Origin of the sequence: Agrobacterium sp. LY4, from assembly GCF_001526585.1 — a bacterium.
GTDB classification, from domain to species: domain Bacteria; phylum Pseudomonadota; class Alphaproteobacteria; order Rhizobiales; family Rhizobiaceae; genus Agrobacterium; species Agrobacterium leguminum.
Window position 1 is genome coordinate 738,872 of sequence record NZ_ASYA01000001.1, and the last position, 26,301, is coordinate 765,172.

Here is a 26,301-nt window from a genome sequence, read left to right on the forward strand (position 1 = left end):
GGCTGCAATCCTGTTCAAGATTGCCAAAGATCATCAACTGTTAGGGAGCGTAACAAAGGGTGCGTTGTCCCGGCTATTCGCAAAACTTTCACAAATAAAGGCCTTCGCGCATGTGCCGCATCAGGTCGGTCACCTTTTCATCCGGCTTTTCCAAGAGAACGATGCGCAATTCGATGACGAGATCGCCCTGTCCGCCCTTGCCATCGGTAAGGCCCTTGCCGGTAAGCCTCAGCACACGGTCCGAGCCGGACCAGGCCGGAATGGTGATGTTTTCCTCACCGAGCGGTGTCCTGACTTTCGTTTCACACCCCAGAACCGCGTCGCTGAGCGATATCGGCAGCGTCGTGTGAATATCGAAGCCACGAAGGGAAAACGCGTCGTCACGGGCGGTCAGCAATGTCACGGCAAGGTCGCCGCGCGCCATGTTGGGAAGCTTCAGCCCCTGTCCCTTCAATCGCACCACGTGTCCGTCGCTCATGCCGGCTTCGAGCTGGAAGCGAACCTCTCGTTCGTCGGCAAGCGACACGGTAATCCACTTGTGCTCCAGCAGATCGGCGACCGTGACGGAGGTCTCCGCAGTGATGTCCGGCGCTTTTTCGGGAGCCGGCTGCTGCGTGCGGAAACGGCGCACGAGAGCGCTGAAAAGATTGGCGGCTAGCGATGCGGGTGCTGTCCTGTCATCGCCGGCGCCGGGCTGCGCGGTCTCGCCGGCGCCCGGAATATCGCTTTTCGCGGCGCCCGCGGCAGCCTTTGCCGCTTCCGCCGCCTGCTGCACCTTGGGATCGTTCTGTGCTTCCGCGCCAAAAATCCGTTCGACGATATCTTCGGCGGTTTCCGCCTTGGCGTCGGGTTTCTGGCCGGTCTGCGCCCGGTTGCGGGCGTCCGCACGGGCAAGCTCCTCCATCAGCTTTTCGGCGGCCTTGGCGCGCTCGGCAGCCTCGCGCGCGGCTTCCCGCTGCTGCATGATGGTTTCGCCGCGCTGTTTCTTTTCGGCCGCCCTGCGGGCCTGATCGTAGAGATCGCGCTTTTTCGGGTCTTTGAGAAGATCATAGGCCTGCCCGATCTCGGCGAATCGCGCCGAGGCGTCGGGATCGTCGCGATTGGCGTCCGGATGGACGGTTTTCGCCTTCGTGCGCCAGGCGGCCTTGATTTCCTCGTGGCGGGCGTCACGTTTTACGCCGAGGATCGAATATGGATCGCGCATGCGAAACACCAGTTACGTTGGCTCAGGCGCTGCCGCCCTTCATGGCGCAATCCTGAAACTAACCCCTCCGAAAAGGGATGCCCGCGATCATTCGCCTGCACGCCCTCGGTTTAATCAACGTCGACTGTTGCAATAAGTTGCTAATCACTCCTTTACGGAGGAAGCGCGCCGCACCCGGGCCGGCTCTATTCCATATTTAAGGGTAAACAGATTATTTCTGCTCGAAGCGGGTCAGCAGCCATTCGCCGGTTTCCGACAGGCAGGCCTGTCCCGAATAGCTCGCAACGCCCTCGAAGGAGTGGCGCGTCGTCCTGAAATCGCGGCAGACGAAACCGCTGGATTTGTCTTCGTGAATGGCAGTGACGACGCCGGCGCTGCCGGTGGCGGCATTGGCCCAGGGCAGCGGCTGGTCGGCGAGCTTGGCGAGATCGGCCGACGTCACCGCATTGCGGATCGTCGCATCGTCCGTCTGCGGCGCATTGCTCGGCTGGTTGGGAATGGAGGCCGTGGAAAGCGAGCGGTCGACCTTGTCGCCGCCGAACAGGTCGAGGCTGACGCAGCCGCTCAGCACCACAAGCATTGACACGACGGCGGAAACTTCCGCTACCGACGAAAGGAGGCTCTTTGTTCGACTGTTCGACTTTGCTATGACGGTCACCATCTTTCGCCAGAGATCATCTCTGGGGTCCAAATCAGCTCGGGAGCATTTTAGTCAATATGTCGGAAACGGGGTTAACATCCAGTGACTTCACGGAAGAAAATGAACCGTTCACGCTTTTTGCCGAATGGCTGAAGGATGCGACGGCTTCCGAAATCAATGATCCGAACGCGGTAGCGCTTGCCACCGTGGACGAAAATGGCCTGCCGAATGTGCGCATGGTGCTGCTGAAAGGCGTCGACGACCGCGGCTTTGTTTTCTACACGAATTTCGAAAGCCAGAAGGGCCAGGAGATCCTCGGCCAGAAAAAAGCGGCCATGTGTTTCCACTGGAAAAGCCTGCGGCGACAGGTGCGCCTGCGCGGCGAGGTGGAGATCGTCAGCGACGAGGAGGCGGATATCTATTACGCCTCGCGCCCGCGCGGCAGCCGCATCGGCGCCTGGGCTTCCAAGCAGTCTCGGCCGCTGGAAGGCCGTTTCGCGCTGGAAAAGGCCGTGGCGGAATATACCGCCAGATATGCCATCGGCGATATTCCGCGCCCGTCCTACTGGTCCGGTTTCCGCATCCGGCCGCTCAGCATCGAATTCTGGCACGACCGCAAGTTCCGCCTGCACGACCGCATCGAATTCCGCCGCGAGACGCCTGACGGTGCATGGTCCAAGGTCCGCATGTATCCGTAAGGGCGGTCAGGGCAGGCCATTTACGGCCTGCCTATTTCAGCAGCGAATCGAACAGCGGCAGGCCGATGACGGCGGAGATGGCGATCAGCCCATAGCAGATGCGCCGGAACGCCGCCTCGTCGGCAAGCCCGTGCAGTCGCGCGCCGGCATAAAGCCCGGCCCCGTAAAAGGGCAGGGCGAGCAGGAAAAAGACGAAGACATCGGCGGTGAACAGGCCGCTGACAAAATAGCTGCCGGTGGAGATCACGGTCGAGATCGCGAAATATAAGATGACATTGGCGCGCACGAAGGCGCCTTTGAGGGCGCCGCCGAGCCAATAGGCGACGACCGGCGGACCGCCCAGTTGCGCAGCCCCCGAAAACAGCCCGGCCAGAAACCCGGTAAAGAGGGTCAGCGGCGTCTTCGGCCGGCCGCTGTAACGCCAGCCGGAAAGCAGAAACAACAGCAGCATCACGACCACGGCGGAGATGATCCAGCGCAGCGTCAGCGGATCGCCGTTGGAAAGCAGCATGGTTCCAAGCGGCACGCCGACAAAGGCGCCGGCCGCCATGATGAAGACTTCGCGCCGGTCCGCCATGCGCCATGCGGGCGGTATCATGCCGAGCGTCAGCACGGCGTCCACCACCAGCAGCACTGCCGAGGCGACACGCGGCCCGACGATGGCGCTCGCGAGCGGGATGAAGATGAGCGCCGCACCGAAACCGGAAAAGCCGCGGGCAAGGCCGGCGAGAAAGGCGGCGCCCGCAAACATGGCGAGCAGCGTCGGACTGTGCGCGGTGATGAGGGACGAGAAAAAATCGAGGTGGGACATGGGCGATGGCACGGTTGTTCGAATATCTTTTCTCTATCCCGCTTGTATGTACATGTCGCGGAAATTTCAGTTCATGGCTGCGTGACGGCCTGACGGGTCGACGCCGTCAGAGAATCATGATTAGAGTTGTAGCGCATGAACAAAGGATGAACAAATGTTTGCTGACATGATGCCTCGGTTTGAAGAGGCCTCGCAAAAATATGCCGCTGAAAACGGAATATTCCGCGACCCGGACTGGTACATGCTGAAGCTTCAGGAAGAGGTTGGCGAGGTCACACAGGCCTGGAATCGGCTGACAGGACGGGGGCGCATCAAGGGCAGGAGCAAAGAGGAGATGAAGCGGGATCTGGCCGACGAAACCGCCGATCTGCTCGGCCATGTGCTGTTGCTGGCCCATTATAACGGTCTCGATATTGAAGGAGCGATCGAGCGTAAGTGGCGTTTCAAGCCGGGAGCCTGACGATGCGCCGAACGGCGGCTTGATCCTTGAGGTATCTCGCCTCTGGCGATACGGCTAGGAGAGGGCGACGATAAAGAACAGGATCGCAAGAGCGGCAGCCACAGGCGTCATCACCAGCCGCTCCGGGCGGCTTTTCGACATTGCGTTCAATCCAGCGCTCACCGCCAGATAGCAGGCGATGATCCAGATGCCGGGTTCGATCCAGCCGGATGGCCAGATGTGAGCATAACCTGCCTTTTGCAGCGGAAAGGACGCAAAAAAGGCATAAATAAGCGGAGCCGCCGCGCTGGCAATCCTTTGCCGGGCCGGCAACACCCGGTGCGCACCGCCCCAGGCAAGGCGTCCGAAGGGTGCACCGGCTGCAAGGGCAATCTGGAATAGGGACAGAACCAGCAGTATCAGCGTTACGAGCGACACGGCAAAAGGCGGCATGATCACCCCGGTTATGGATACGCTGACAAGGGCGTTCGACCAATCTCGGCGTTACAGCCGAGATGAGCCTCATCATGAAGCCGGATGGCTAAGGACATATGACGCCTCTCCGCACTTTTCATCTCGTTACGGGCTGCGCCTTTTGCAGAAGGCCTGCCACCGCATGCAGGTCGCTTGAAACGGCAATGCACTTCTCCCGCATTTCCTCGGTCGGCGGCGCCACGTCCGGCACCATGATCGTCATCATGCCCGCCGATGTCGCGGAGCGCACGCCTGAGTAAGAATCCTCCAGCGCAAGGCAGCGGCCCGGATCGAGGGAAAGCCGTCGGGCTGCGGTGAGATAGGGCATGGGTGCGGGTTTCGGCTCGGTATAGTCACCGCGTGCGACGATGGTGTCGAAACGTCTGAGAAGATCGTGGGGACCGAGATGGCGCGTCACCGAATCGTGCCGCGACGAGGTGGCGATGGCGCGGCGGATATCGAGCCGGTCGAGCAGATCGAGAATGTCGACGACGCCCGGCTTCAGCGCCACGCCCTCCGCCATCATCACGCCGAGATGCCGGAGCCAGGCGTCGCGGAAGCTGTCGATGGGAAAATCCGCGCCATAATCGGCAAAGATGGTGCCGGTGATGACGTCCCACGGGCTGCCGCAGACCTTCTGATAGGTCTCGACCTTCATTCCGTGGCCGCCTTCATCCGAGGCAGCCAGAAATGAATCGCGATAGAGCCTCTCGCTCTCGATCAGCAATCCGTCCATGTCGAAAACCACGGCCTGCGGAAGAAAAGGCAGCATGGCTTAACCGAACCGGAAGGGGCGTTCGCCGAGGCTCTCGAACGGTCGGATCAGATAACCGTCCGGATCGGCGACGATGAATTGCCGGTTGCCCACTTCGACCGTGCCGCGCCTGTACCATTTTTCCTCCAGCGGCATGACGAGGTCGATGGAGGATCGCTCCAGCCGGGAGAGAATCGGTTGCAGGGAGGGAACGGCGAGTTGCAGGTTCATGCCGCGGCCGAGCGGAAATTCGAGCGCGGCATTGTCCGTCACGAATGTCCGGGTCGCGCCGATCTGGTCGATCATCAGCTGGGCATCCCCCAGCGCCAGATAGGTGAAACCCTCCTCGGGGCGCTCATAGACCACATGAAAACCGATCAGATCGCAATAAAAGGCGCGGCTTTTCTGCCAGTCGCTGACGGCAAGTTCAGGAACGAGGGCATTTCGTATGATGGTCATGGTCTCCTTTGCCGCGCAGGCCCGGGGTGGGAGGAGGGGCCTGCCATGAGGGATGATCTTACCGTCTTCCCGGCCGCATGCCAGAGGAAACCTCATCATGGCAGCCATGTGCGGGGTTATGGGCTTACAGGATGGCGACAGGCTCAGTGCGGTTGCGACTCTTTCTGCCGTCATTCCGGCCTTGAGCCGGAATGACTGACCGGGGATAGGGTGCCACGTCGTTTTGTCCGCGTTATCGACTCAACTGAGTGCAATCACCCGAAAACCACCGCCTAAGCCTTCGTACCGCCGACGGTGATCTGGTCCATGCGCAGATGCGGCTGGCCGACGCCGACCGGCACCCATTGTCCGGCCTTGCCGCAATTGCCGATGCCGGTATCGAGCTTGGAATCGTTGCCGATCATCGACACGCGCTTCATCGCATCCGGCCCGTTGCCGATCAGCATCGCGCCCTTTACCGGCGCGCCGATCCTGCCGTTCTCGATGAGATAGGCCTCGGTGCAGCCGAACACGAATTTGCCGGAGGTGATATCCACCTGGCCGCCGCCGAAGGAAACGGCATAGATGCCCTTCTTCACGGAAGCGATGATTTCTTCCGGCGTCTTGTCGCCCGACAGCATATAGGTATTGGTCATGCGTGGCATCGGCACATAGGCATAGCCCTGCCGGCGGCCGTTGCCGGTGGGCCTGGCGCCCATCAGCCGGGCGTTCTGCCGGTCCTGCATGTAACCGACCAGCCTGCCGTTCTCGATCAGCACATTATAGCCGGAAGGCGTACCTTCATCGTCGATCGTCAGAGAGCCGCGGCGGCTGTCGATGGTGCCGTCATCCACCACGGTCACGCCGGGGGCGGCGACCATTTCGCCCATCAGGCCGGCGAAGGCCGAGGTTTTCTTGCGGTTGAAATCGCCTTCCAGACCGTGGCCCACCGCCTCGTGCAGCATCACGCCCGGCCAGCCGGAACCGAGCACCACATCCATGGTGCCGGCCGGCGCGTCGATGGCGGTGAGGTTGACGAGCGCCTGGCGCAGCGCTTCATCCGCACCGCGCTGCCAGTTTTCCGTGGTGATGAAATCGCTGAAGCCGACGCGGCCGCCAATGCCGTAGGAGCCGCTTTCCTGCCGGTCGCCTTCGCCCGCCACGACGGAAACATTGATGCGGGTCATCGGCCGGATATCGCTGACGCGATGGCCGTCGGCCCGCAGGATGTCCACCACCTGCCAGCTTGCGGAAATGGTCGCCGTCACCTGCCGGACCTTGTCGTCCTTGTCGCGCAGATAGGCGTCGATATCGGTGAGGAGCTTCACCTTTTCCTCGAAGCTCGGACTGCCGATAGGGTTCTCGTCGCCGTAGAGCTTCTTGTTGGTGCGCTGCGGTGCGGCGGCATAGGAGCCGGAATAACCTCTGGTCACCGCGCCCACCGCATCGGAAGCACGTTTCAGCGCGCCTTGCGACAGCTCACCCGCATGGGCATAGCCCACCGTTTCGCCGGCGACGGCGCGCAGGCCGAAACCCTGGTCGGTGTTGAAGGAGCCGCCCTTCAGCCGGCCATTATCGAAAGTCAGCGATTCGGCTTGGGCATGTTCGATGAAAAGCTCGCCATCGTCAGCGCCGGCGAGCGCCTCGCCGACGAGCTTGCGCAATTGCGTTTCGTCGCAATCGAAGAGTTTTACAAGATCGTCGGTCATGGGAGGCTCCAGTCATTATCGTTCAATGACCGATTTAGGCACTGGAGCGGACGGACGCAAGGCTGTCCGGCAATGGCAGGCTTTAAGGAAGCGCGTCGTAGCCCTCGGCAAAGCCGGAAAGCTCGATCGGAATGCCGACGCGATCCTGATCCACGGCTTCGCGCAGCGCGAAAACCGCATTCTTGCCGGCGCGCAGAACCTTCAGCAGCTCGTCGTCGATATCCACTTCCACATAGCAGCCTTCGGAGAAGCAGCGGGTGAAATAGGCGCGACCGATATTATTATTGTCGATATAAAGCTCCATGCCATCCTTCAAAAGCACGCCGAGCGGTGCGAGGATGCGCAGGATGCGCGACTTGCGGTCGGCCGTCTTCAGCACCACCACCGAAAGCCCAACTTCCGGGCGGTCATCGGCGATCACGTTCTGCATCAGCGCGCATTGTTCTTCGGACGCACCCGCCGGCTTGTCGCAGATGACAGACCATGCTCCATGCGTCGACTTCGGCGTGCCGGGCGGCTGCTGTTGCGCCAGCGCCGCAGCGGCGGGAGCGATGATGGCAAGACCGGCGGCGGCAAGAAAAGTGCGCGCGAGCGGGGAAAGACGCATGGATACCTCTGGGATTCGAATCAGTGCGGCTATTTTGACGCCATAATCCGGAAAAAAAAGCCTCAGGCCTTCAATTCCAGCGGAGTTGGGCGGAAATAGGACCTGTCTTGCGGTATGGGCGTCTGATTTGCCCGGCGCGACATTCATTATCCGGCGATGAAACTGGTGGCAAAACCGGCTGTGAGAAGGGGCTTTGTCGCATTTGGGCTGTTTGAAACCGCGTTCGGCCGGTCCGGCAAGGCGTGGGGTGAGAGAAAGTCGCCGTGGATTGACCAATGGCAAAATTGGGGCGCATCCGTGTCCCGACGCATATTGCGGCAGAGGACAAACTGTGGTTTGAAGTTAGTACCATAAGCATGGATTCTGCGTCTGTGATTGATCTAGATCAGACGCGTGAGGGAGAGGGTACCGTGACGAATAGGATTTACGCAGCACTGGCGGGGATGACCTGTCTGCTCACGGCTGTCGGCGCCCACGCCGATCAGCCGGTGCATTGGCAAATGGGCATGCAGGAGGCCGCCACGCCGATCATGCACGAAATACGCTGGTTTGAACAATATACGCTCTGGTTCATTGTTCCGGTTACGCTTTTCGTTCTTGCGCTGCTCATCGTCGTCGCCCTGAAATTCCGCGCCGCGAAAAATCCGGTGGCTTCCAAGACCAGCCATAACACGGCGATCGAGGTGGTCTGGACGCTGGCGCCGGTTCTCATTCTCCTGTTCCTTGCTTTCCCGTCGTTCAATCTCTTGAACGCGCAGCTCACGCAGCCGGAAAACCCCGATGTGACGCTGAAGGCGACCGCCACGCAATGGCTCTGGAGCTATGAATATACGGCCGCCGAAGGCGCCGAGCCGGTTTCCTTCGACAGCTACATGCTGAAGGACCAGGATCGCGCCGCCGCGGGCAAGGAAGACAGGGCCCGCTATCCGCGTCTTCTGGCGGTAGACAATGAAATGGTCGTTCCGGTCGGCAAGACCGTTCGCCTGCTCGTCACCGCCGCACCGACGGATGTGATCCATTCCTTCGCCATGCCGGCTTTCGGCGTCAAGATCGACGCCGTTCCCGGCCGCCTGAACGAAACCTGGTTCAAGGCGGAAAAAGAGGGCCTTTATTACGGTCAGTGTTCCGAGCTTTGCGGCAAGGACCATGCCTTCATGCCGATCGCCATTCGGGTGGTTTCCGAACAGCAGTACAACACCTGGCTCACCGCCGCCGCCTCTGACCTGAGCGGCGCGAACCGGGCGCTGATGGCCTCTGTCGATGGCGCTCCGCGCACCGTCGACGTTGCCGCCAACGAAACCAACTGACTCTGGAGTGAGGACAATGGCTGGACCTTCCGCACACGACGATCATCACTCGCATGGTCATTCCGCACATGATGGGCACGATCACTCGCATGATGCGCATCATTCCCATACGCCGGGCTTCTTCGCCCGCTGGTTCCTGTCGACCAACCACAAGGACATCGGCACGCTCTACCTGATCTTCGCGATCATCGCCGGCATCGTCGGCGGCGGGCTTTCCGTCGTCATGCGCATGGAGCTTCAGGAGCCGGGCATCCAGATCTTCCACGGTCTGGCGTCCATGGTCTACGGCTTCGAGGGTGACGCCGCCATCGATGGCGGCAAGCACATGTTCAACGTGTTCACCACCGCGCACGCACTGATCATGATCTTCTTCATGGTCATGCCGGCGCTGATCGGCGGTTTCGCCAACTGGATGATCCCGATCATGATCGGCGCTCCGGACATGGCTTTCCCGCGCCTGAACAACATCTCCTTCTGGCTGATCGTTCCGGCTTTCATCCTTCTCATTCTCTCGCTCTTCGTCGAGGGCCCTGCGGGCGCCTACGGTGTCGGTGGCGGCTGGACCATGTATCCGCCTCTATCGACCAGCGGCATGCCGGGACCGGCGGTGGATCTGGCGATCTTTGCGCTGCACGTTTCGGGCGCGTCGTCGATCCTCGGTGCGATCAACTTCATCACCACCATCCTCAACATGCGCGCGCCGGGCATGACGCTGCACAAGATGCCGCTCTTCGCCTGGTCGGTCCTCGTCACCGCGTTCCTGCTGCTGCTTTCGCTGCCGGTTCTGGCGGGCGGCATCACCATGCTTCTGACCGACCGCAACTTCGGCACGGCATTCTTCTCGCCGGAAGGCGGCGGTGACCCGATCCTTTACCAGCACCTGTTCTGGTTCTTCGGCCACCCGGAAGTCTACATCCTGATCCTGCCGGGCTTCGGCATCATCAGCCACATCGTCTCCACCTTCTCCAAGAAGCCGGTCTTCGGTTACCTCGGCATGGCCTATGCCATGGTCGCCATCGGCGCCGTCGGCTTCATCGTCTGGGCCCACCACATGTACACGGTCGGCCTGTCGCTCGAAGCGCAGCGCTACTTCGTCTTCGCCACCATGGTCATCGCGGTGCCGACGGGTATCAAGATATTCTCGTGGATCGCGACCATGTGGGGCGGTTCGCTGACCTTCTCGACCCCGATGGTCTGGGCGATCGGCTTCATCTTCCTGTTCACGGTCGGCGGCGTCACCGGCGTCCAGCTCGCCAATGCCGGTCTCGACCGTTCGCTGCATGACACCTATTACGTGGTGGCGCACTTCCACTACGTTCTGTCGCTCGGTGCGGTCTTCGCGATCTTTGCCGGCTGGTATTACTGGTTCCCGAAGATCACCGGCTACATGTACAGCGAATTCCTCGGCAAGCTGCATTTCTGGGTCATGTTCGTGGGCGTGAACCTCGTGTTCTTCCCGCAGCACTTCCTCGGTCTTGCCGGCATGCCGCGCCGCTACATCGATTATCCCGATGCCTATGCCGGCTGGAACATGGTATCGTCCTACGGTTCCTACATCTCGGCCGTCGGCGTGCTGATCTTCCTCTTCTGCGTCTGGGAAGCCTTCGCAAAGAAGCGGATCGCCGGCAACAACCCCTGGGGTGAAGGTGCGACGACGCTCGAATGGCAGCTGTCTTCGCCGCCGCCCTACCACCAGTGGGAACAGCTGCCGCGCATTCGCTGATGCGCGGGCCGGAAGGCGCGGGCAGGGCCTGCGAATTCCCGGCGCTGAAAATGAGGGACGGCGCGGTTCGGTCCGTGCCGTTTCCCGAACGGGCAGTCTCTCCTGCCGCGTGACATTTTGTCCAAGCGATGCCTGCCGTCCGACGTGATACATGCCCCGGACGTGATAAATGCCAAATCTGGCCTTTATGAAATGCAAGCGCAGACGAATGGCGGCAGGGTGCGGCGAAAAGCCGGAAAATGGCATCGGTTTTGCCCGGCGCCGCTCATGCCAGGACGTTCGGGACCCATGAATTGACGCATCGCGCATGCCGGAAATCACATTCGTTTTCGGGCCGGTGCAGGGGACGTCGCTTCACGCGACGTTCGAAGGAAACAGGACAGGAAATGAGCATTATCGACAATCGCGACATGCTGGGCGTGAAGGGCTCCGAACTTTCGGAAGCCGGCGCGCGCGATTATTTCGAATTGCTGAAGCCGCGCGTCATGTCGCTCGTCGTCTTCACGGCCTTTGCGGGCCTCGTGCTGGCGCCGGGTGAAATCAACCCGGTGCTCGGCATCATCGCCATTCTCTGCATCGCCGTCGGCGCCGGCGCGTCCGGTGCGCTCAACATGTGGTACGATGCCGATATCGACGCCGTGATGAGCCGCACCGCCCGGCGGCCGATCCCGTCCGGCCGTATCGCGCCGCGCGAGGCGCTGGCCTTCGGGCTGACGCTTTCGGCCTTTTCGGTGGTCATTCTCGGCCTTGCGGTCAACTGGTTCTCGGCCGGCCTGCTCGCCTTCACCATCTTCTTTTACGCCGTCATCTATACGATGTGGCTGAAACGCTCGACGCCGCAGAACATCGTCATCGGCGGTGCGGCCGGCGCTTTCCCGCCCATGCTCGGCTGGGCCTGCGTCACCGGCGGTGTTTCGCTGGACAGCATCATCCTGTTCCTCATCATCTTCCTGTGGACACCGGCGCATTTCTGGGCGCTGGCGCTGTTCAAGATGCGCGATTACGGCGCCGTCGGCATTCCGATGATGCCGAACGTGGTCGGCGAACGCTCGACCAAGAACCAGATGATCGTTTATGCGGTGCTGACCGCGGCGGCGGCCGTCGCACCTTATTTCACCGGCCTTGCGAGCGCCGGCTACGGCATTTTCGCAGCCGTGCTGAGCGCGATCTTCGTCTACTGTTCTCTCGATGTCCGGCGCATGCCTGAGGGCGACGAGAAGATGCTGCCGGCCAAGAAGATGTTCGCCTATTCGGTGCTTTACCTTTTTGCGATTTTCTCCGGCCTTCTGGCCGATCATTTCGCGCCGGCCCTGAAGGCCGTCATGTCGGGAGTCCTGTGATGGAAACGGTGGAACTGAGCGCGGCGCAGAAAAAATCGAGACGTGGGCGCAACATCGCGCTCGGCGTCCTACTCGCCGGCCTGGTGGTGCTGTTCTACATCATCACCATCATCAAGATCGGCTCGCACTGACGCGCTGATCGAGGGGAGAGGAGGAGGAGATGGCGAATATGGAAGCGCAGACGGCAGGGACCGGCAGGCAGCGGGTGAGCAATCGCTCCATCCTCGTGCTTTGTCTGGTGTTTTTCTGCGCCATGATCGGCATGGCCTATGCCGCCGTGCCGCTTTATACGCTGTTCTGCCGCGTTACCGGCTATAACGGCACCACCCAGCGCGTCGAGCAATATTCCGACGTTATCCTCGACAAGACCATCAACGTCACCTTCGATGCCAATACGTCGAACGGCCTCAACTGGGATTTCCAGCCGGTCGACAAAAAGGTCACGCCGAAGATCGGCGAAACGGTGCAGGTGACTTTCAAGGCGACGAACCGTTCACCCGTGGCGACCACGGGCACGGCGGTCTTCAACGTCACACCGATGGAAGCCGGCGCCTATTTTAACAAGGTGGAGTGCTTCTGCTTCACCGAAACGACGCTGCAGCCGGGTGAAACGCTGGAGATGCCGGTGGTGTTCTTCGTCGATCCTGACATCGCCACGGCGCGCGAGACCAAGAGCATTCATACTTTAACGCTGTCCTATACGTTTTATCCGGCCAAAACCGAAAAACCGGTTGCGTCCTTGCCGGTAAAGACTTCATCTGGCGAAAGCAAATTGTGAGAGGAGATCTGGCCTTTTATCCGAGGCCGGATCAGGGAAGAGACATTCGGGGATTGTCGCAATGGCAGATACGCATCAGAAGAACCACGACTACCACATTATCGATCCAAGCCCCTGGCCGCTTCTGGCCTCGATCGGCGCCTTCATCCTGACCTTCGGTGGCGTCTGTTACATGCGTTACCTGTCGGGCGGCTCCTTCAAGCTGTTCGGCGCGGAACTGGCCAATCCCTGGCTGTTCTATATCGGCCTCGTCATCGTGCTTTACACCATGTACGCATGGTGGTCCGATACGATCAAGGAAGCCCATGAGGGCAACCACACCCGCGTCGTCTCGCTTCACCTGCGTTACGGCATGATCATGTTCATCGCCTCGGAGGTGATGTTCTTCGTGGCGTGGTTCTGGGCCTATTTCGATGCCAGCCTCTTCCCGCACGAAGCAATTCAGGCGTCGCGCCTCGAATATACCGGCGGGCAATGGCCGCCCAAGGGCATCGAGGTGATCGATCCCTGGCACCTGCCGCTCTACAACACCGTCATTCTGCTGCTGTCCGGCACCTGCGTCACCTGGGCGCACCATGCCCTGCTGCATAATGACCGCAAGGGCCTGATCACCGGTCTGTTGCTCACCGTCGCGCTCGGCGTCCTGTTCTCCACCGTGCAGGTTTACGAATACATGCACGCGCCGTTCGACTTCAAGAATTCGATCTACGGCGCGACCTTCTTCATGGCCACCGGTTTCCACGGTTTCCACGTCTTCGTCGGCACGGTCTTCCTGCTGGTCTGCCTGTTCCGCGCCGTTGGCGGCGGTTTCACGCCCAAGCAGCATTTCGGTTTCGAAGCGGCTGCCTGGTACTGGCACTTCGTTGACGTCGTCTGGCTGTTCCTGTTCTTCGCCATCTATATCTGGGGTGGCTGGGGCGCGCCGCTGCACGGCTGATTGCACCGGCTAGGGACCTGGAGCCAAAGCAAGGCATCCTGTGGAGCGAGCGGGTGCAACTTGTTTCTTCTCCCCGCCGGGGAGAAGTCCGCGGCAGCGGGATGAGGGGGCGAGGCCGGCAATTGGCGGCGACGGTGCCCCCTCATCCGCCCCTTCGGGCCACCTTCTCCCCCTCGGGGAGAAGAAACACGCGGCAACGCCGGGCAACGAACGGTTGCCCCGGTTTGGAGGCGAGCTTCCTGCAGGCTCGACGTCATCAGCGTGCTTGACCCGAGGACTGTTCAGGAGGGGTCTGGATAATTTCGCGGGAGGTCGTCATGTCTGAACCATCAAACGGCAATTTCGCGCCGGTCGATCCCATCAAGGTCGGGCTCAAAGGCTGCTGCCCGCGTTGCGGCAACGGACGGCTGTTCGACGGCTTTTTGACCATAAAACCCGCCTGCAGCGCCTGCGGACTGGATTACGGTTTTGCCGATGCGGGCGATGGCCCGGCGGTTTTCGTCATGCTGATCGTCGGTTTTCTGGTCGTTGGGCTGGCGCTCTGGTTCGATCAGCGTTTTGCGCCGCCGGTCTGGGTGCATGTCATGCTGTGGTTGCCGTTTACGGTGATTGTCTCCCTTGTGCTGCTGCGCAAGCTGAAAGGGATCATGATTGCGCTGCAATACCGCAACAATGCAAGCGAAGGCAGGCTTGATCGTGAATGACGTTTCCCACATGAAGGCGGCGGAAGGCGGGTCTGGTTCGCCGCGCCGCTGGTGCTGCTGGCGCTTGCCATTCTTCTCGGGCTCGGTACCTGGCAGGTGAAGCGTCTCTACTGGAAAGAGGCGCTGATTGCCGATATCGAGGAGCGGCGGAGCGCGAGCCCGGTGCCGCTCTCCGATATAGAGGCGATCGCGAAAAGCGGCGGCGATATCGAATATCGCACGGTCAGCCTTTCCGGCACCTTCGATCATGCCCGCGAGCGGCATTTCTTCGCCACCCATCAGGGGCAAACCGGCTATTACATCTATACGCCGCTGACGCTCGCCGATGGCCGCATTCTCTTCGTCAATCGCGGCTTCGTGCCCTTCGAGATGAAGGAACCCGCCAAACGGCCCGACGGGCAGGTTGCCGGTGCGGTGACGATCACCGGCCTTTCGCGCGCGCCGCTGGTTGCAAAACCGTCCTCGCTACTGCCTGATAACGATATCGCCAAGAACATCTTCTACTGGAAGGATCTGGCGGCCATGGCCTCCAGCGCCGATATCCCGCCCGACCGGTTGGTCCACCTCTTCGTGGATGCTGACAACGCGCCTAATCCGGGCGGTTGGCCGCAGGGTGGCGTGACGCTGATAGATTTGCCCAACAATCACCTGCAATATGCGATAACGTGGTATGGGTTGGCGGCGGCCCTTGTCATCGTCGCCGGTTTTGCCTATTTCCGGAACGGTAAGGCGCAGGGTGAATAAAGCGCAGCCCGTCCGGTAAGGCAGCTTGTCGGGCAAGGCCATGAAGCACGGCCCAAGGAGCAGGCCAAGGAGCTGGAATGAACATCGCCGTTTCCAAACCCCCTTTGACGATAAGGCTGTGCGGACCGCGCGGCTTTTGCGCGGGCGTGGACCGGGCGATCCAGATCGTCGTGCTGGCGCTGAAGGCTTATGGCGCACCCGTCTATGTCCGCCACGAAATCGTGCATAACCGTTATGTGGTGGAAGGGCTGGAAGCCAAGGGCGCGGTTTTCGTCGAGGAACTGCATGAAATTCCGGCCGAGCACCGCGAGCAGCCGGTGGTTTTTTCGGCCCATGGCGTGCCGAAATCCGTGCCGGAGGATGCACAGGCGCGTAATCTCTTTTATCTCGATGCCACTTGCCCGCTGGTCTCCAAGGTTCACAAGCAGGCCATGCGCCACCAGCGCCTTGGTCGCCATGTGGTGCTGATCGGCCATGCCGGCCACCCCGAGGTCATCGGCACCATGGGCCAGCTTCCGGAAGGAACGGTCTCGCTGATCGAAACTGTGGAAGATGCCGGCCGTTACGAACCGGCGGACCGCGAAAATCTCGGCTTCGTCACCCAGACGACACTTTCGGTCGATGACACGGCTGGCGTCATCGCCAGGCTGCAGGAACGTTTCCCGGCCATTCAGGCGCCCGCCGCCGACAGCATCTGTTACGCAACCACCAACCGTCAGGATGCGGTGAAACAGGCGGCCCCCGGCTGCGACCTCTTCGTCGTCGTCGGCGCCCCCAATTCCTCCAATTCCAAGCGGCTTGTGGAAGTGGCCCTGCGGGCTGGTGCACAGCGTTCCGTGCTGGTGCAGCGGGCCTCGGAAATCGACTGGAATGAAATCGGCGATATCCGCACCGTCGGCCTTTCGGCCGGCGCATCCGCACCGGAGGTGATCGTCGATGAGATCATCGAAGCCTTCAAGGCGCGTTTCGATACGACGCTCGATCTCGCCGTGACGGTCGAGGAAACGGAACATTTCCTCGTCAATCGCGAGCTGCGCAGCATCGAGCTGACGACGGACGACATGGCTTTCGTGAACGGCAATGCCAATGACGCGCTGCCGCCGAAAACCGCCGCCGGTATCTGAAGCGGGATGGCGCTGAATGCGGGCGGTTTCCGTCCCACCTGCGTCATCTCCACCCGAGATTTCCACTCCATCCTTCATCAAGAGATTTGAAATTGGCAGTTTATACGGACATCACCGAAGATGATCTGAGGAATTTCCTCACGCAATATGACGTCGGCAGCCTCACCTCCTATAAGGGCATTGCCGAAGGCGTCGAAAACTCCAATTTCCTGCTGCATACCACCAAGGACCCGCTGATTCTCACGCTTTATGAAAAGCGCGTGGAGAAATCCGATCTGCCCTTCTTCCTTGGCCTCATGCAGCATCTGGTCGCCAAGGGCCTGTCCTGCCCCCTGCCGCTGCCGCGCAAGGATGGCGAGTTGCTGGGAGAGCTATCGGGCCGGCCGGCGGCGCTCATCTCCTTTCTCGAAGGCATGTGGCTGAGAAAGCCGGAAGCGAAACATTGCCGCGAAGTCGGCAAGGCGCTGGCCGCCATGCATCTGGCCGGCGAGGGGTTCGAGATCAAGCGGCCGAACGCGCTTTCCGTCGAAGGCTGGAAGGTGCTTTGGGACAAGTCCGAAGACCGCGCCGACGAGGTGGAGAAGGGCCTGAAAGACGAGATTCGCCCCGAGATCGATTATCTCGCCGCCCATTGGCCGAAAGATCTGCCCGCCGGCGTCATCCATGCCGATCTGTTCCAGGACAATGTGTTCTTCCTCGGCGATGAACTGTCCGGCCTGATCGACTTTTATTTCGCCTGCAACGACCTGCTCGCTTATGACGTGTCGATCTGCCTCAATGCCTGGTGCTTCGAAAAGGATGGCGCTTACAACGTCACCAAGGGCAAGGCGCTGCTGGAAGGTTACCAGTCGGTGCGTCCGCTCGGCGAAGCGGAGCTGGAGGCGCTGCCGCTTCTGGCGCGCGGTTCGGCGCTGCGTTTCTTCCTCACCCGCCTTTATGACTGGCTGACGACGCCGGAAGGCGCGCTGGTGGTCAAGAAGGACCCGCTGGAATATCTGCGCAAGCTGCGGTTCCACCGTTCCATCGCCACTGTCGCCGAATATGGGCTGGCGGGCGAATGAAACATGTCGATATTTTCACCGATGGCGCCTGCTCCGGCAATCCCGGTCCCGGCGGCTGGGGCGCCGTGCTGCGTTACGGCGAAGTGGAGAAGGAACTCTCCGGCGGCGAGGCCGAGACCACCAATAACCGCATGGAATTGATGGCGGCGATCTCGGCGCTCAATGCGCTGAAAAGCCCCTGCGAGGTCGATCTTTATACCGACAGCTCCTATGTGAAGGATGGCATCACCAAGTGGATTTTCGGCTGGAAAAAGAAGGGCTGGAAAACCGCCGATAACAAGCCGGTCAAGAACGTTGAACTATGGCAGGCGCTGGAAGCGGCGCAGCAACGCCATAAGGTTACCCTGCACTGGGTCAAGGGCCATGCCGGCCACCCGGAAAACGAGCGCGCCGACGAGTTGGCGCGAAAGGGCATGGAGCCCTTCAAACGGCGGTAATGGAAGCCTGCTCTATTTCGGGCCGGGCAAATCCGCGCCGGCGGCCCCGTTATCGGGGGTTGTGAAAACCGAAACCCGACCTATCTTGTCGTCAAGGGGCGCTCCGGTAGCGCCCAACGGAGGAGAGAAATCCGGATGATCCTGCATTGTGTATTTCTACGCTTCAAGGCTGCAACGGCCTCTTCTGAAAAACACGCAATATTCGAGGCGATTGCTGCCCTGAAGGATGTGATACCCGGCATCGTCGATGTGAAATACGGCCAGAATGTCTCACCCGAGGGGCTGAATGGCGGTTTTGTCGATGGTTTCATCGTGACGCTGGAAAGCCCCGAGGCCCGCGACGACTATCTCGCCCATCCCAAGCACATGGAAGTGGGGGAACGTCTCGTGTCGCTCACCGATGGCGGTCTCGCCGGGCTTCTGGTGTTCGATATGAATGTTTGAGAGCGCGGCTTCTCGTCGCTCTCTTCCGTCATGCCGGGCTTGTCCCGAGCATCTGCAACGTCTCGATTGAATTGGACGTGATTAGATCCTCGGCACAGGGCCGAGGATGACGTCTTATCTAGGGCCAAGAGGCCTTCTTCTTAACGTCAAAGCTGCTCGATCATCGCCGCAGCGGCAGAGACCGTCGCCTGGCCGGGGTTCTCTTCCACGTTGAGCGACTTCACCACACCGTCTTCCACCAGCATCGAATAACGCTTGGAGCGCACGCCGAGGCCGCCGGCGGAAAGATCGGCGTCGAGGCCGAGCGCCTTGGTGAAAGCGGCGTCCCAGTCGGCGAGGAAGTGGATTTTGCCCTGACCGCCGGAGGATTGCGCCCATGCGCCCATCACGTGCCAGTCATTGACGGCGACGACGGCGATGTCATCCACGCCCTTGGAAAGAATGGTGTCGCGGTTTTCGAGATAGCCCGGCAGATGGTTCAGTGAGCAGGTGGGGGTGAAAGCGCCGGGAACGGCGAAGAGAACCACCTTCTTGCCGCCGAAAAGCGCGTCCGTGGTGGTTTCCACCGGGCCGTCGGCCGTCTTTTCCTTGAAAGTTGCGGAAGGCAGTTTTTCACCGATCTTGATGGTCATGTCCGTGCTCCTGTAGCCGTTCGGTTCGCGCGACTATAGAGCAACCAAATGAAACGTGTCATGCGGTTTTCGCAGGAAATTCCATTGCAGACGCGGCCGCTCAAACGTGACCGCCGAACCGATCAGGGCTTTGGAAAATGGAGCATCGTTTCCATGGCCCGGTCGCCCGATTTGACCAGGATAGGCCAGCTGTTGCCCTGCACCTGATAGGTTTTCGGCAGGCCCTTGATGTTCATGTAGAAGGAGAGCTTGCGCTTGTCGCGCACCAGGTTCTGCGGCTCGTAATAGGCAAAGCCCGAGGGACCGGCGATGAAAATTTCGGTCTCCTTCGGCGCGTTTTCCGGAAGCTGCAATTGCACGCCGAGCATGGTCTTGTCGGGTGTGATGTGGAAATCGATCACCTTGAAATCGTCGGATGCCGCCTCGGGCAGCGTTTCGCGCGCCTCCTCCAGCAATCGCCGTTCCTCGCGGTCGTCATCGCCGGCATTGCCGCGCTCGATTGAAAACTTCGCCTCGAAGGGAATGCAGATATTCTGGCACACGCCGATGAAGGCGGTGAGATCGATCTTCCCGCCTGCCGCCGGGTCGGCGGCTTTCAGCTGAAACGGAAGGCTGACGGCGTGGTCATAGCCGATATCGGTGATGTCGCCGTTTTCGATCAGCTTCGGAACCGGATAGGCCATGGTGGTGAGCGCCGCGCCGCTTGCCGGATCTGGCGTGATCTGCGGCGGTATGCCTGCTTCGCCCGGTTCGCGCCAATAGGTGATCCAGCCGTCCTTCGGCTCGATCTGCAGCACGCCGCGCACCACGCCGTCGGCATCCATGGCAAGGCTCGCCACGCGCATCTGGCCGCCTTCGCTTCTCGCCCAGTCGGTAATCTCGGCCTGGGCGGCTTCAGCACCGCCAAGTAGGGCAGCAAATGCCGCTGCAAAACGGAAATGTGAAAATCGAAAGAATATTCTGGCGCTCATACTTTCCCGTCTAACCCAACATCGCCCGGCGGACCAGTTACGAATTCGTGCGGTTCATCATTTTCGGTTGATTGATCGGGCGCGATGCCGCATCCTGTCCTTTGTCGAAGTGCGAACGCCGTTTTCCGTTAAACGACGGAATGCGGTCTGCTGGAGGCGCCGGTGAGCTTTTCAACCCTGATGGACAAACGCGAACGTGGCTTTCTCGATGGTCAGTTCCTCATCGCGATGCCGGGGCTGGACGACGGCAATTTTGCCCGTTCGGTGATCTATATCTGCGCCCATTCGGATGCAGGCGCCATGGGCTTCATCATCAACCGGCCGCAGCAGATCACCTTTACGGATATTCTGCTGCACCTGAAACTGGTGGACAGCAACGACGCCATCATGCTGCCCAACCGCACCCGCGAATTTCCGATCCAGTGCGGCGGCCCGGTGGAATCCGGCCGGGGTTTCGTGCTGCATTCGGATGATTATTTAAGCGAATCCAGCATCCCGGTCAGCGATGATATTTCATTGACAGCAACGCTCGATATCGTCCGCGCCATTTCCAACGGCCGCGGTCCGCAAAGGGCGACCATGATGCTCGGTTATGCGGGCTGGGGTCCCGGCCAGCTCGAAAACGAGATCGCCAATAATGGCTGGCTGAATTGCCCCGCTGCGGAAGAGCTGATCTTCGACCGCGGGCTGGACAATAAATACGAGCGGGCGCTGGCGCTCATGGGTGTCGATGCGCGCATGCTTTCCACGGATGCCGGGCACGCCTGAGCTCCTGCATGTTCCCGCCCGTTTTGGCTGGAACCAAATCCCGACCCCTGACGTTACTCACCCGGAAAGCCGGACAGACAGTACGGCTCAACGAGGGAGTAGTATTATGGGTAGCACATCTGACAAGATCGCCGGTAAAGCCAATGAAGTTGCTGGCAAAGTGAAGAAGAACGTCGGCGAAGCGACGGGCAATAATGAATTGCGCGCCAAGGGTGCCGCCCAGGAAGCCAAGGGCAAGGTACAGACCAGCGTTGGCAAGGCGAAAGACGCCGTCAAGGGCGCCGTCGACCGCATGTAATCTCGCCCAACGGTCTCGCGCCTCTTTCGATGCGGCGCTTCGGAGCGCATGTGTTGACCGCACATGCGCTCCTGTCGTCTGGGATGTTCCGAAGGCGGTCGCCTGTTACGCCCTTCATAGTGGCCACCGTAGGCGACCGTTGCCAATCATTGATGCTCCTGCGCTCCGGGCTTACCCCCTCTGTCCTGCCGGACATCTCCCCCTCAAGGGGGGAGATCGACCTGAGGCGAGGTCTCGCCCATCTCAATGCTTGAGAATGGAGTGGTGGAAGAGCGTCTTGCCGATCTCCCCCCTTGAGGGGGAGATGTCCGGCAGGACAGAGGGGGGTAAGCCCGGAGCGCAGGAGCTTCAATGATTTTCAGCTGTCGTCTACGGTGCATGTTGGCATCGTATGTTACCTCCACCCACCCGATCCATCGCAAGGGTTTCATCGATGAAGCTTTTTTCCTGCGCATCCTGCGGCCAGCCGGTCCATTTCGACAATCGTTTCTGCGTTTCCTGCGGTCATCGTCTGGCCTTCGTGCCGGAGCGGCTTTCCATGGAGGCGCTGGCACCTGCGGGTGAGCCGAACTGGCAGATCGTCGCGGACCCGCAAAAACAGGTGCGGTTTTGTGCCAATGAAGTGAACGATATCTGCAACTGGTCAGTGCCGGCGCAAAGCGACAGCGCCTTTTGCCCGGCCTGCAGCCACAACCGTCTGGTGCCGGACATCGCGACGGATGAGGGCGTCGCACAATGGCGTCGCATCAGCCAGGCGCAGCGGCATCTGTTCTATTCGATCCTGCGGCTCGGCCTGCCGCATCCCAATCGCGATGCCGATCCGGCCGGTGGGCTGGTCTTCGACTTTCTGGTGGACGAGGTGGCGCCCGATGGTTCCGTCATTCCCGCCATGACCGGTCACGATGAGGGCCTGATCGCGATCCGCGCCGCGGAAGCCGACGATGTCACCCGCGAGCAGGTCCGCGCCAATATGAACGAGCCGTACCGCACCATGCTCGGCCATTTCCGCCACGAGGTGGGGCATTTCATCTGGAACAAGCTGGTGCGGGATGAGAACCGCCTGGAGGCCTGCCGCGCCGTCTTCGGCGACGACAGCGAGGATTATGGCGCCGCGCTGCAACGCAATTACGAAGAGGGGCCGCGTGCCGACTGGCAGGAAAGCTTCATCAGTTCCTATGCGTCCGTCCACCCCTGGGAGGATTTCGCCGAGTGTTTCGCCCATTATCTGCATATCGTCGATACGCTGGAGACGGCGCGGGCCTTCGGCGTGGCCATCGATCCCGATGGGCATGAAGAAATGGCGGCGGAGGTGACTTTCGATCCATACAACGCCCGCAGCGCCGAACAACTCGTCAAGGCCTGGATTCCGCTCAGCGTCGCGATCAATTCCATCCAGCGCAGCATGGGGGAGGCGGACCTCTATCCCTTCGTGCTGACACCGCCGGTGGTGGTGAAGATGGAATTCATTCACGACCTCCTGCATGGGAGGGTGGCGGCGGATGCGCAGCCGGTGACGATGGTTCAGTAAATATTCGGCGTGCAGATTGAAAATCCGAGACGTTCCGGGGAGCATTAGCCCTCTCCGTCGTCATCCTCGGGCTTGTCCCGAGGATCTGCCGTCGGTAGTTTTAGCATGCGTGATTAGATCCTCGGGACAAGCCCGAGGATGACGTGGAATTTGAGGAGACTGCGTCCCCTCGCTTCCATGTACCCAATACTCCGCTTACGAAGCCCGCTTCGTCGGCTGGAACCGCTCCCGCAGAAGCTTCAGCGCCGCATCGCCTGAAACCGGGGTACCGAACAGGAAGCTCTGGCCGAAATGGCAGTTCATGCGCGCCAGTTCGGCCGCATCCTCGGGCGTTTCGATGCCTTCCGCCACGACCTGCATGTCGAGCGCCCGCGCCATGGCGATGACGGAGCGCAGGAGCACGTTGCGCTTGTCGCTGGTATTGGCCACCAGCGCCTTGTCGAGCTTGATGGTGTCGAAGGGGAAACGGGTGAGATAGGCGAGCGACGAATAGCCGGTGCCGAAATCGTCCATGGCGAGGCTTAAGCCCGTTTCCTTGAGCTTGGAAAGCACCAGCCGCGCCTGCTCCGGGTTCTCCATGACGACGGATTCCGTCAGTTCCAGCTTCAGCTGCTGCGGATTGCAACGCGTGCGGGTCAGCATGCCGCGCACGTCATTGTACAATTCATTGTTCAGCAGCTGCGCGCTGGAAATATTGACGGAAATGAAGATCGGCATCTTCTCGATGGCGTGCTGCCAGTCCATCAGATCGGTCGCCGCCCGTTCCAGCGCGAACATGCCGAGCGGCTCGATCAGGCCGGAGGCCTCCGCAATCGGAATGAATTCGCTCGGCGGAATATTGCCGCGCTTGGGGTGCTCCCACCGCATCAGAGCTTCGAAACCGGCCAGCTCGCCATCGTCGAGCTTGACGATTGGCTGGTAGGCCAGCGACAGCTCCTTGCGCTCGATGGCGCGGCGAAGGTCGCTCTCCATCTGCAGCCGGTCGGTGCCCGACGTGCGGAAGGCGGGACGGAAGGGCTCGACGCGGTTGCCGCCGGCGCGCTTGGCGCGATACATGGCGAGTTCCGCATCGCTCAAGAGTCCGGCCGCACTTTCCTGCTGGTCGATCCACGAGACGAGGCCGATGGAAGCGGTGAGGATGATTTCGCGGTTGGCGAAGTTGATCGGCACCATGATCGCCTTGTTCACCGCATCGGCGAAATCGGCCACACGCTGCGGATCGCGCTCCGAGGTCAGGATCAGGCCGAACTCATCGCCGCCAAGACGCGCCAGCGTATCCTGCGGTTTCAACAGACGACGCAGACGACGGGTCAGCGCAATGAGGATATTGTCACCGGCGGCAATGCCGAGCGTATCGTTGACCAGCTTGTAGCGGTCGATATCGATGGCCATCACGGTCGGGCGCACGCCGTCGCTGTCGGAAGACAGGTTGAGGATCGATTGCAGGCGGTCGAGGAACACCTGCCGGTTCGGAAGCCCGGTCAGATTGTCGTTCATCGCATCCTGAAGCAGCCGCTCGACGGAATTCTTCTGCTCGGTAATATCGGTGATGGTGCCGACGCAGCGGATGATTTCGCCGTTGGAGCCGAGAACCGGACGGGCGCGGATTTGCAGCCAGTGGAAATGCCCGTCTTCGGCGCGAATGCGGAACTCGTGGTTGAGGCGGCCCTTGCGATGGTCGAGCAGCACGTCGAGCGTCGCCTTGAACCGGTCGCGATCGTCAGGGTGCAGGCGCGGCAGCCAGTTGCGCGCAGCGCCGTGCATGGCGCCGGGTTCCAGCCCCAGCCGGTTGGAAATATCGGGCGTGGTGACGATGCGGTCGCGCGTCACATCCCAATCCCACACCGTATCGCCGCTGCCCGTCAGCGCCAGCGATTGCCGCTCCAGATCGGAGAAGAGACCCTGCTGATAGGCGCTGCCGGCAAAGGCGTGCTGAATGACGGTAAAGCCGATCAGCAGCACGATCAGCACCAGCCCGCCGCCGAGTGCGGGCTGCACAATGTCGTTGTCCAGCTGCCCCGTCACCGTCAACCAGCTGCCGAACAGCCAGACGAGGATAAGCGCCCAGGAAGGCACAAGCAAAATCGCCCGATCGTAACGGTTGAAACCGAGATAGACGATAAGCGCGATGCCGGCCGTTGCGGTGAGCGCAAAGGACACGCGCGCGATACCGGAGGCGACCGAGGGATCGTAGATCGCCACGCCGAACAGCAGCGCCAGACCCACCACCCAGGCAAAGGTCGCATAACCGAGATGCGCATGCCATCGGTTGAGATTGAGATAGGTGAACAGGAAGACCACGAAGCTGGAGGCGAGCGCCACTTCCGCGCCCGCCCTCCATATTCGCTGATCGCTTGAGGTGACGGTGATGAGCTTTTCGAGGAAGCCGAAGTCGACGCATATATAGGCGAGCACCGCCCATGCGAGCGCGGCCGAGGCCGGCAGAACGGAGGTTCCCTTGACCACGAACAGGATGGTGAGCAGCACGGCCAGCAGGCCGGCAATGCCGAGCACGATGCCGCGATAGAGCGTAAACGCGTTGATCGTGTCCTTGTAGGCCTCGGGCTCCCACAGATAAAGCTGCGGCAGCTGCGGCGTGGAAAGCTCGGCGACGAAGGTGATGACGGAGCCGGGATTGAGGGTGATGCGGAACACGTCGGCATCCGGGCTCGGCTGCCGGTCGAGTGCGAAACCTTCGCTCGGCGTAATCGCCATGATGCGCTGCGAGCCGAGATCGGGCCAGAACAGCTTGGAATTGACGAGGCGGAAATGCGGCGCGACGATCACGCGCTCCAGCTGCTCTTCGGAGACGTTGGCGAGTGCGAAAACCGCCCAGTCGCCCTGATGGTCGGTGGAGCTGGCGCGCACCTCGATACGGCGGCGAATGCCGTCGGGGCCGGGCGCGGTCGAGACCTGAAAGGCTTCGCCCTGGTTGGCATAGATATCGGTGGTGGCCGTCAGGTCGAGCGCCGTGTCGTCACGGGAAATCTTCACCGGCTCGAAGGCGTAGGAATAGGAAGAGAAAAGCAGGAAAAGCAGGAAAAACGGCGCAGCCAGCGCGATTGCCGCCAGACGTTTCGCAAGGCACGGCGCAGTGTGATTGTAGGTCATGTATCGTACTTCGTTCCGCCGGAGCTTTGCTTGTCGGCAAGAAGGGAAAACATCATATGATCCCGCCATTGGCCATTGATTTTCAGATATTCCCGCAGGAGGCCTTCCCGCTGGAACCCGGCATTTTCGAGAAGCCGGATGCTTTTGAAGTTTTCCGGAATACAGGCTGCCTCGATACGGTGCAACTGAAGTCCGTTAAAGATGTATGGTATTACCAATTTTAATGCGGCAGACATATGGCCTTGGGCGGCGTGCCGCTCGCCGATCCAGTATCCGATCATGCAGCTTTGCGCCGCACCCCGGCGGATGTAACCGATGGTGATGCCGCCGACCAGCAGCGTCTCTTTCTCGAATAGCAGGAAGGAAACGGCGGTGCCGGAGGAAAATTCCTGGCCGTTGCGCACCACGCGCATGCGGAAGGCGCCTTCCGTCAGCTCGTCCGGCCGCCAGGTCGGCTCCCAGGGCTGAAGAAACTGCCGGCTTTCGGAGCGCAGCACATGCCATTGCTTGAAATCGCCGTAGCGCGGCAGTCTGAGAAGGTGATTGGCGCTGCGCAGTTCGGGCGTGTCGCTATGTCGGGAAAGAAAACGCAGCATTCACGATCCCTGTGCGGCAGACAT

The 26,301-nt window shown here is 60.8% G+C and carries 29 protein-coding genes; 17 read left to right on the plus strand and 12 right to left on the minus strand.

From position 1 onward, the window contains the following. Positions 1–88: 88 nt before the first annotated feature. Both L904_RS03625 and L904_RS03630 read right to left on the minus strand, forming a co-directional pair. Complete coding sequence (locus tag L904_RS03625) at positions 89–1,204, minus strand: DnaJ C-terminal domain-containing protein (protein ID WP_035263543.1); 1,116 nt, start codon at positions 1,202–1,204, stop codon at positions 89–91. Positions 1,205–1,415: 211 nt separating this feature from the next. Next, the gene (locus L904_RS03630) at positions 1,416–1,865 is read right to left on the minus strand and encodes an RT0821/Lpp0805 family surface protein (protein ID WP_035263542.1); all 450 of its coding nucleotides are present in this window, start codon (positions 1,863–1,865) and stop codon (positions 1,416–1,418) included. 56 nt (positions 1,866–1,921) lie between these two features. Between L904_RS03630 and pdxH the strand changes: the two genes are divergently transcribed. Then, positions 1,922–2,542: a pyridoxamine 5'-phosphate oxidase gene (gene pdxH, locus L904_RS03635; protein ID WP_003521093.1), complete on the plus strand. Its 621-nt coding sequence runs from the start codon at positions 1,922–1,924 to the stop codon at positions 2,540–2,542. Between the two features lie 31 nt (positions 2,543–2,573). On the opposite strand, the gene L904_RS03640 is transcribed toward pdxH, so the two are convergent. Beyond that, positions 2,574–3,353 carry a sulfite exporter TauE/SafE family protein gene (locus tag L904_RS03640; RefSeq protein WP_035263541.1) on the minus strand — a complete coding sequence of 260 codons (780 nt, stop codon included), beginning with the start codon at positions 3,351–3,353 and terminating at the stop codon, positions 2,574–2,576. A gap of 154 nt (positions 3,354–3,507) precedes the next feature. Between L904_RS03640 and L904_RS03645 the strand changes: the two genes are divergently transcribed. After that, positions 3,508–3,813, plus strand: a complete 306-nt coding sequence (locus tag L904_RS03645; RefSeq protein WP_003521095.1) for a MazG nucleotide pyrophosphohydrolase domain-containing protein — start codon at positions 3,508–3,510, stop codon at positions 3,811–3,813. 54 nt (positions 3,814–3,867) lie between these two features. Here the strand turns inward: L904_RS03645 and L904_RS03650 are convergent, their stop codons facing one another. From L904_RS03650 to L904_RS03670, 5 genes are all read right to left on the minus strand, one after another. Beyond that, positions 3,868–4,245 carry a hypothetical protein gene (locus L904_RS03650; RefSeq protein ID WP_035263540.1) on the minus strand — a complete coding sequence of 126 codons (378 nt, stop codon included), beginning with the start codon at positions 4,243–4,245 and terminating at the stop codon, positions 3,868–3,870. 118 nt (positions 4,246–4,363) lie between these two features. Next, the gene (locus tag L904_RS03655; RefSeq protein ID WP_035263539.1) at positions 4,364–5,038 is read right to left on the minus strand and encodes an HAD family phosphatase; all 675 of its coding nucleotides are present in this window, start codon (positions 5,036–5,038) and stop codon (positions 4,364–4,366) included. Between the two features lie 3 nt (positions 5,039–5,041). Continuing rightward, positions 5,042–5,479: a VOC family protein gene (locus L904_RS03660; protein WP_003521098.1), complete on the minus strand. Its 438-nt coding sequence runs from the start codon at positions 5,477–5,479 to the stop codon at positions 5,042–5,044. Between the two features lie 272 nt (positions 5,480–5,751). Beyond that, positions 5,752–7,167, minus strand: a complete 1,416-nt coding sequence (gene tldD, locus L904_RS03665) for a metalloprotease TldD (protein WP_035263538.1) — start codon at positions 7,165–7,167, stop codon at positions 5,752–5,754. Positions 7,168–7,249: 82 nt separating this feature from the next. Next, complete coding sequence (locus L904_RS03670) at positions 7,250–7,774, minus strand: invasion associated locus B family protein (protein ID WP_003521101.1); 525 nt, start codon at positions 7,772–7,774, stop codon at positions 7,250–7,252. A 443-nt stretch (positions 7,775–8,217) separates the two neighbouring features. Between L904_RS03670 and coxB the strand changes: the two genes are divergently transcribed. The 12 genes from coxB (at position 8,218) to L904_RS03730 (ending at position 18,373) form a co-directional block, all read left to right on the plus strand. After that, complete coding sequence (coxB, locus tag L904_RS03675) at positions 8,218–9,081, plus strand: cytochrome c oxidase subunit II (protein WP_003521102.1); 864 nt, start codon at positions 8,218–8,220, stop codon at positions 9,079–9,081. A gap of 16 nt (positions 9,082–9,097) precedes the next feature. Beyond that, entirely contained in the window at positions 9,098–10,804 is a 1,707-nt protein-coding gene (gene ctaD, locus L904_RS03680) for a cytochrome c oxidase subunit I (RefSeq protein WP_020809078.1), read from the plus strand. Between the two features lie 386 nt (positions 10,805–11,190). Further along, positions 11,191–12,144 carry a heme o synthase gene (cyoE, locus tag L904_RS03685; protein ID WP_003521104.1) on the plus strand — a complete coding sequence of 318 codons (954 nt, stop codon included), beginning with the start codon at positions 11,191–11,193 and terminating at the stop codon, positions 12,142–12,144. Next, positions 12,144–12,275, plus strand: coding sequence for a hypothetical protein (locus tag L904_RS28510; RefSeq protein WP_003521105.1), 132 nt, complete (start codon positions 12,144–12,146; stop codon positions 12,273–12,275). Before cyoE ends, L904_RS28510 begins: the two co-directional genes overlap by 1 nt. Before the next feature lie 29 nt (positions 12,276–12,304). Then, a complete protein-coding gene (locus L904_RS03695; protein ID WP_003521106.1) occupies positions 12,305–12,922 on the plus strand; it encodes a cytochrome c oxidase assembly protein in 618 nt (205 codons plus the stop codon). A 61-nt stretch (positions 12,923–12,983) separates the two neighbouring features. After that, the gene (locus L904_RS03700) at positions 12,984–13,859 is read left to right on the plus strand and encodes a cytochrome c oxidase subunit 3 (protein WP_003521107.1); all 876 of its coding nucleotides are present in this window, start codon (positions 12,984–12,986) and stop codon (positions 13,857–13,859) included. Positions 13,860–14,176: 317 nt separating this feature from the next. Further along, a complete protein-coding gene (locus tag L904_RS03705) occupies positions 14,177–14,563 on the plus strand; it encodes a DUF983 domain-containing protein (RefSeq protein ID WP_003521108.1) in 387 nt (128 codons plus the stop codon). 48 nt (positions 14,564–14,611) lie between these two features. Next, positions 14,612–15,307: an SURF1 family protein gene (locus L904_RS03710; protein WP_059775491.1), complete on the plus strand. Its 696-nt coding sequence runs from the start codon at positions 14,612–14,614 to the stop codon at positions 15,305–15,307. A 77-nt stretch (positions 15,308–15,384) separates the two neighbouring features. Further along, positions 15,385–16,431 (plus strand): 4-hydroxy-3-methylbut-2-enyl diphosphate reductase, encoded by a 1,047-nt coding sequence (ispH, locus tag L904_RS03715; protein WP_020809076.1) that lies wholly within the window; start codon positions 15,385–15,387, stop codon positions 16,429–16,431. Positions 16,432–16,523: 92 nt separating this feature from the next. Next, a complete protein-coding gene (locus L904_RS03720; RefSeq protein ID WP_031233476.1) occupies positions 16,524–17,492 on the plus strand; it encodes a homoserine kinase in 969 nt (322 codons plus the stop codon). Further along, the gene (gene rnhA, locus L904_RS03725; RefSeq protein ID WP_020809074.1) at positions 17,489–17,929 is read left to right on the plus strand and encodes a ribonuclease HI; all 441 of its coding nucleotides are present in this window, start codon (positions 17,489–17,491) and stop codon (positions 17,927–17,929) included. Before L904_RS03720 ends, rnhA begins: the two co-directional genes overlap by 4 nt. 135 nt (positions 17,930–18,064) lie before the next feature. Beyond that, the gene (locus L904_RS03730) at positions 18,065–18,373 is read left to right on the plus strand and encodes a Dabb family protein (RefSeq protein ID WP_020809073.1); all 309 of its coding nucleotides are present in this window, start codon (positions 18,065–18,067) and stop codon (positions 18,371–18,373) included. Between the two features lie 146 nt (positions 18,374–18,519). Here the strand turns inward: L904_RS03730 and L904_RS03735 are convergent, their stop codons facing one another. Together L904_RS03735 and L904_RS03740 are read right to left on the minus strand one after the other, a co-directional pair. After that, positions 18,520–19,005, minus strand: coding sequence for a peroxiredoxin (locus L904_RS03735; protein WP_003521115.1), 486 nt, complete (start codon positions 19,003–19,005; stop codon positions 18,520–18,522). A gap of 122 nt (positions 19,006–19,127) precedes the next feature. Next, complete coding sequence (locus L904_RS03740; protein WP_020809072.1) at positions 19,128–19,976, minus strand: protein-disulfide reductase DsbD domain-containing protein; 849 nt, start codon at positions 19,974–19,976, stop codon at positions 19,128–19,130. A 162-nt stretch (positions 19,977–20,138) separates the two neighbouring features. Here L904_RS03740 and L904_RS03745 point away from each other — a divergent pair, with 162 nt between their 5' ends. The 3 genes from L904_RS03745 to L904_RS03755 all read left to right on the plus strand — a co-directional run bounded on the left by L904_RS03745 (position 20,139) and on the right by L904_RS03755 (position 22,570). After that, positions 20,139–20,744 carry a YqgE/AlgH family protein gene (locus tag L904_RS03745; RefSeq protein WP_003521117.1) on the plus strand — a complete coding sequence of 202 codons (606 nt, stop codon included), beginning with the start codon at positions 20,139–20,141 and terminating at the stop codon, positions 20,742–20,744. Positions 20,745–20,850: 106 nt separating this feature from the next. After that, complete coding sequence (locus tag L904_RS03750; RefSeq protein WP_003521119.1) at positions 20,851–21,042, plus strand: CsbD family protein; 192 nt, start codon at positions 20,851–20,853, stop codon at positions 21,040–21,042. A gap of 433 nt (positions 21,043–21,475) precedes the next feature. After that, on the plus strand, positions 21,476–22,570 hold the full coding sequence (locus L904_RS03755; protein ID WP_020809071.1) for a putative zinc-binding metallopeptidase: 1,095 nt from the start codon (positions 21,476–21,478) through the stop codon (positions 22,568–22,570). 195 nt (positions 22,571–22,765) lie between these two features. On the opposite strand, the gene L904_RS03760 is transcribed toward L904_RS03755, so the two are convergent. Both L904_RS03760 and L904_RS03765 read right to left on the minus strand, forming a co-directional pair. Further along, complete coding sequence (locus L904_RS03760) at positions 22,766–25,681, minus strand: EAL domain-containing protein (protein ID WP_035262976.1); 2,916 nt, start codon at positions 25,679–25,681, stop codon at positions 22,766–22,768. Further along, positions 25,678–26,277, minus strand: a complete 600-nt coding sequence (locus tag L904_RS03765; RefSeq protein ID WP_003509108.1) for a GNAT family N-acetyltransferase — start codon at positions 26,275–26,277, stop codon at positions 25,678–25,680. Before L904_RS03765 ends, L904_RS03760 begins: the two co-directional genes overlap by 4 nt. Between the last annotated feature and the right edge of the window lie 24 nt (positions 26,278–26,301).

Coding starts and splice junctions, on each gene's coding strand:
- L904_RS03625 (WP_035263543.1), bottom strand. CDS start 1,204: ATGCGCGATCCATATTCGATCCTCGGCGTAAAACGTGACGCCCGCCAC.
- L904_RS03630 (WP_035263542.1), bottom strand. CDS start 1,865: ATGGTGACCGTCATAGCAAAGTCGAACAGTCGAACAAAGAGCCTCCTT.
- pdxH (WP_003521093.1), top strand. CDS start 1,922: ATGTCGGAAACGGGGTTAACATCCAGTGACTTCACGGAAGAAAATGAA.
- L904_RS03640 (WP_035263541.1), bottom strand. CDS start 3,353: ATGTCCCACCTCGATTTTTTCTCGTCCCTCATCACCGCGCACAGTCCG.
- L904_RS03645 (WP_003521095.1), top strand. CDS start 3,508: ATGTTTGCTGACATGATGCCTCGGTTTGAAGAGGCCTCGCAAAAATAT.
- L904_RS03650 (WP_035263540.1), bottom strand. CDS start 4,245: ATGCCGCCTTTTGCCGTGTCGCTCGTAACGCTGATACTGCTGGTTCTG.
- L904_RS03655 (WP_035263539.1), bottom strand. CDS start 5,038: ATGCTGCCTTTTCTTCCGCAGGCCGTGGTTTTCGACATGGACGGATTG.
- L904_RS03660 (WP_003521098.1), bottom strand. CDS start 5,479: ATGACCATCATACGAAATGCCCTCGTTCCTGAACTTGCCGTCAGCGAC.
- tldD (WP_035263538.1), bottom strand. CDS start 7,167: ATGACCGACGATCTTGTAAAACTCTTCGATTGCGACGAAACGCAATTG.
- L904_RS03670 (WP_003521101.1), bottom strand. CDS start 7,774: ATGCGTCTTTCCCCGCTCGCGCGCACTTTTCTTGCCGCCGCCGGTCTT.
- coxB (WP_003521102.1), top strand. CDS start 8,218: ATGACCTGTCTGCTCACGGCTGTCGGCGCCCACGCCGATCAGCCGGTG.
- ctaD (WP_020809078.1), top strand. CDS start 9,098: ATGGCTGGACCTTCCGCACACGACGATCATCACTCGCATGGTCATTCC.
- cyoE (WP_003521104.1), top strand. CDS start 11,191: ATGAGCATTATCGACAATCGCGACATGCTGGGCGTGAAGGGCTCCGAA.
- L904_RS28510 (WP_003521105.1), top strand. CDS start 12,144: ATGGAAACGGTGGAACTGAGCGCGGCGCAGAAAAAATCGAGACGTGGG.
- L904_RS03695 (WP_003521106.1), top strand. CDS start 12,305: ATGGCGAATATGGAAGCGCAGACGGCAGGGACCGGCAGGCAGCGGGTG.
- L904_RS03700 (WP_003521107.1), top strand. CDS start 12,984: ATGGCAGATACGCATCAGAAGAACCACGACTACCACATTATCGATCCA.
- L904_RS03705 (WP_003521108.1), top strand. CDS start 14,177: ATGTCTGAACCATCAAACGGCAATTTCGCGCCGGTCGATCCCATCAAG.
- ispH (WP_020809076.1), top strand. CDS start 15,385: ATGAACATCGCCGTTTCCAAACCCCCTTTGACGATAAGGCTGTGCGGA.
- rnhA (WP_020809074.1), top strand. CDS start 17,489: ATGAAACATGTCGATATTTTCACCGATGGCGCCTGCTCCGGCAATCCC.
- L904_RS03730 (WP_020809073.1), top strand. CDS start 18,065: ATGATCCTGCATTGTGTATTTCTACGCTTCAAGGCTGCAACGGCCTCT.
- L904_RS03735 (WP_003521115.1), bottom strand. CDS start 19,005: ATGACCATCAAGATCGGTGAAAAACTGCCTTCCGCAACTTTCAAGGAA.
- L904_RS03740 (WP_020809072.1), bottom strand. CDS start 19,976: ATGAGCGCCAGAATATTCTTTCGATTTTCACATTTCCGTTTTGCAGCG.
- L904_RS03750 (WP_003521119.1), top strand. CDS start 20,851: ATGGGTAGCACATCTGACAAGATCGCCGGTAAAGCCAATGAAGTTGCT.
- L904_RS03755 (WP_020809071.1), top strand. CDS start 21,476: ATGAAGCTTTTTTCCTGCGCATCCTGCGGCCAGCCGGTCCATTTCGAC.
- L904_RS03760 (WP_035262976.1), bottom strand. CDS start 25,681: ATGACCTACAATCACACTGCGCCGTGCCTTGCGAAACGTCTGGCGGCA.
- L904_RS03765 (WP_003509108.1), bottom strand. CDS start 26,277: ATGCTGCGTTTTCTTTCCCGACATAGCGACACGCCCGAACTGCGCAGC.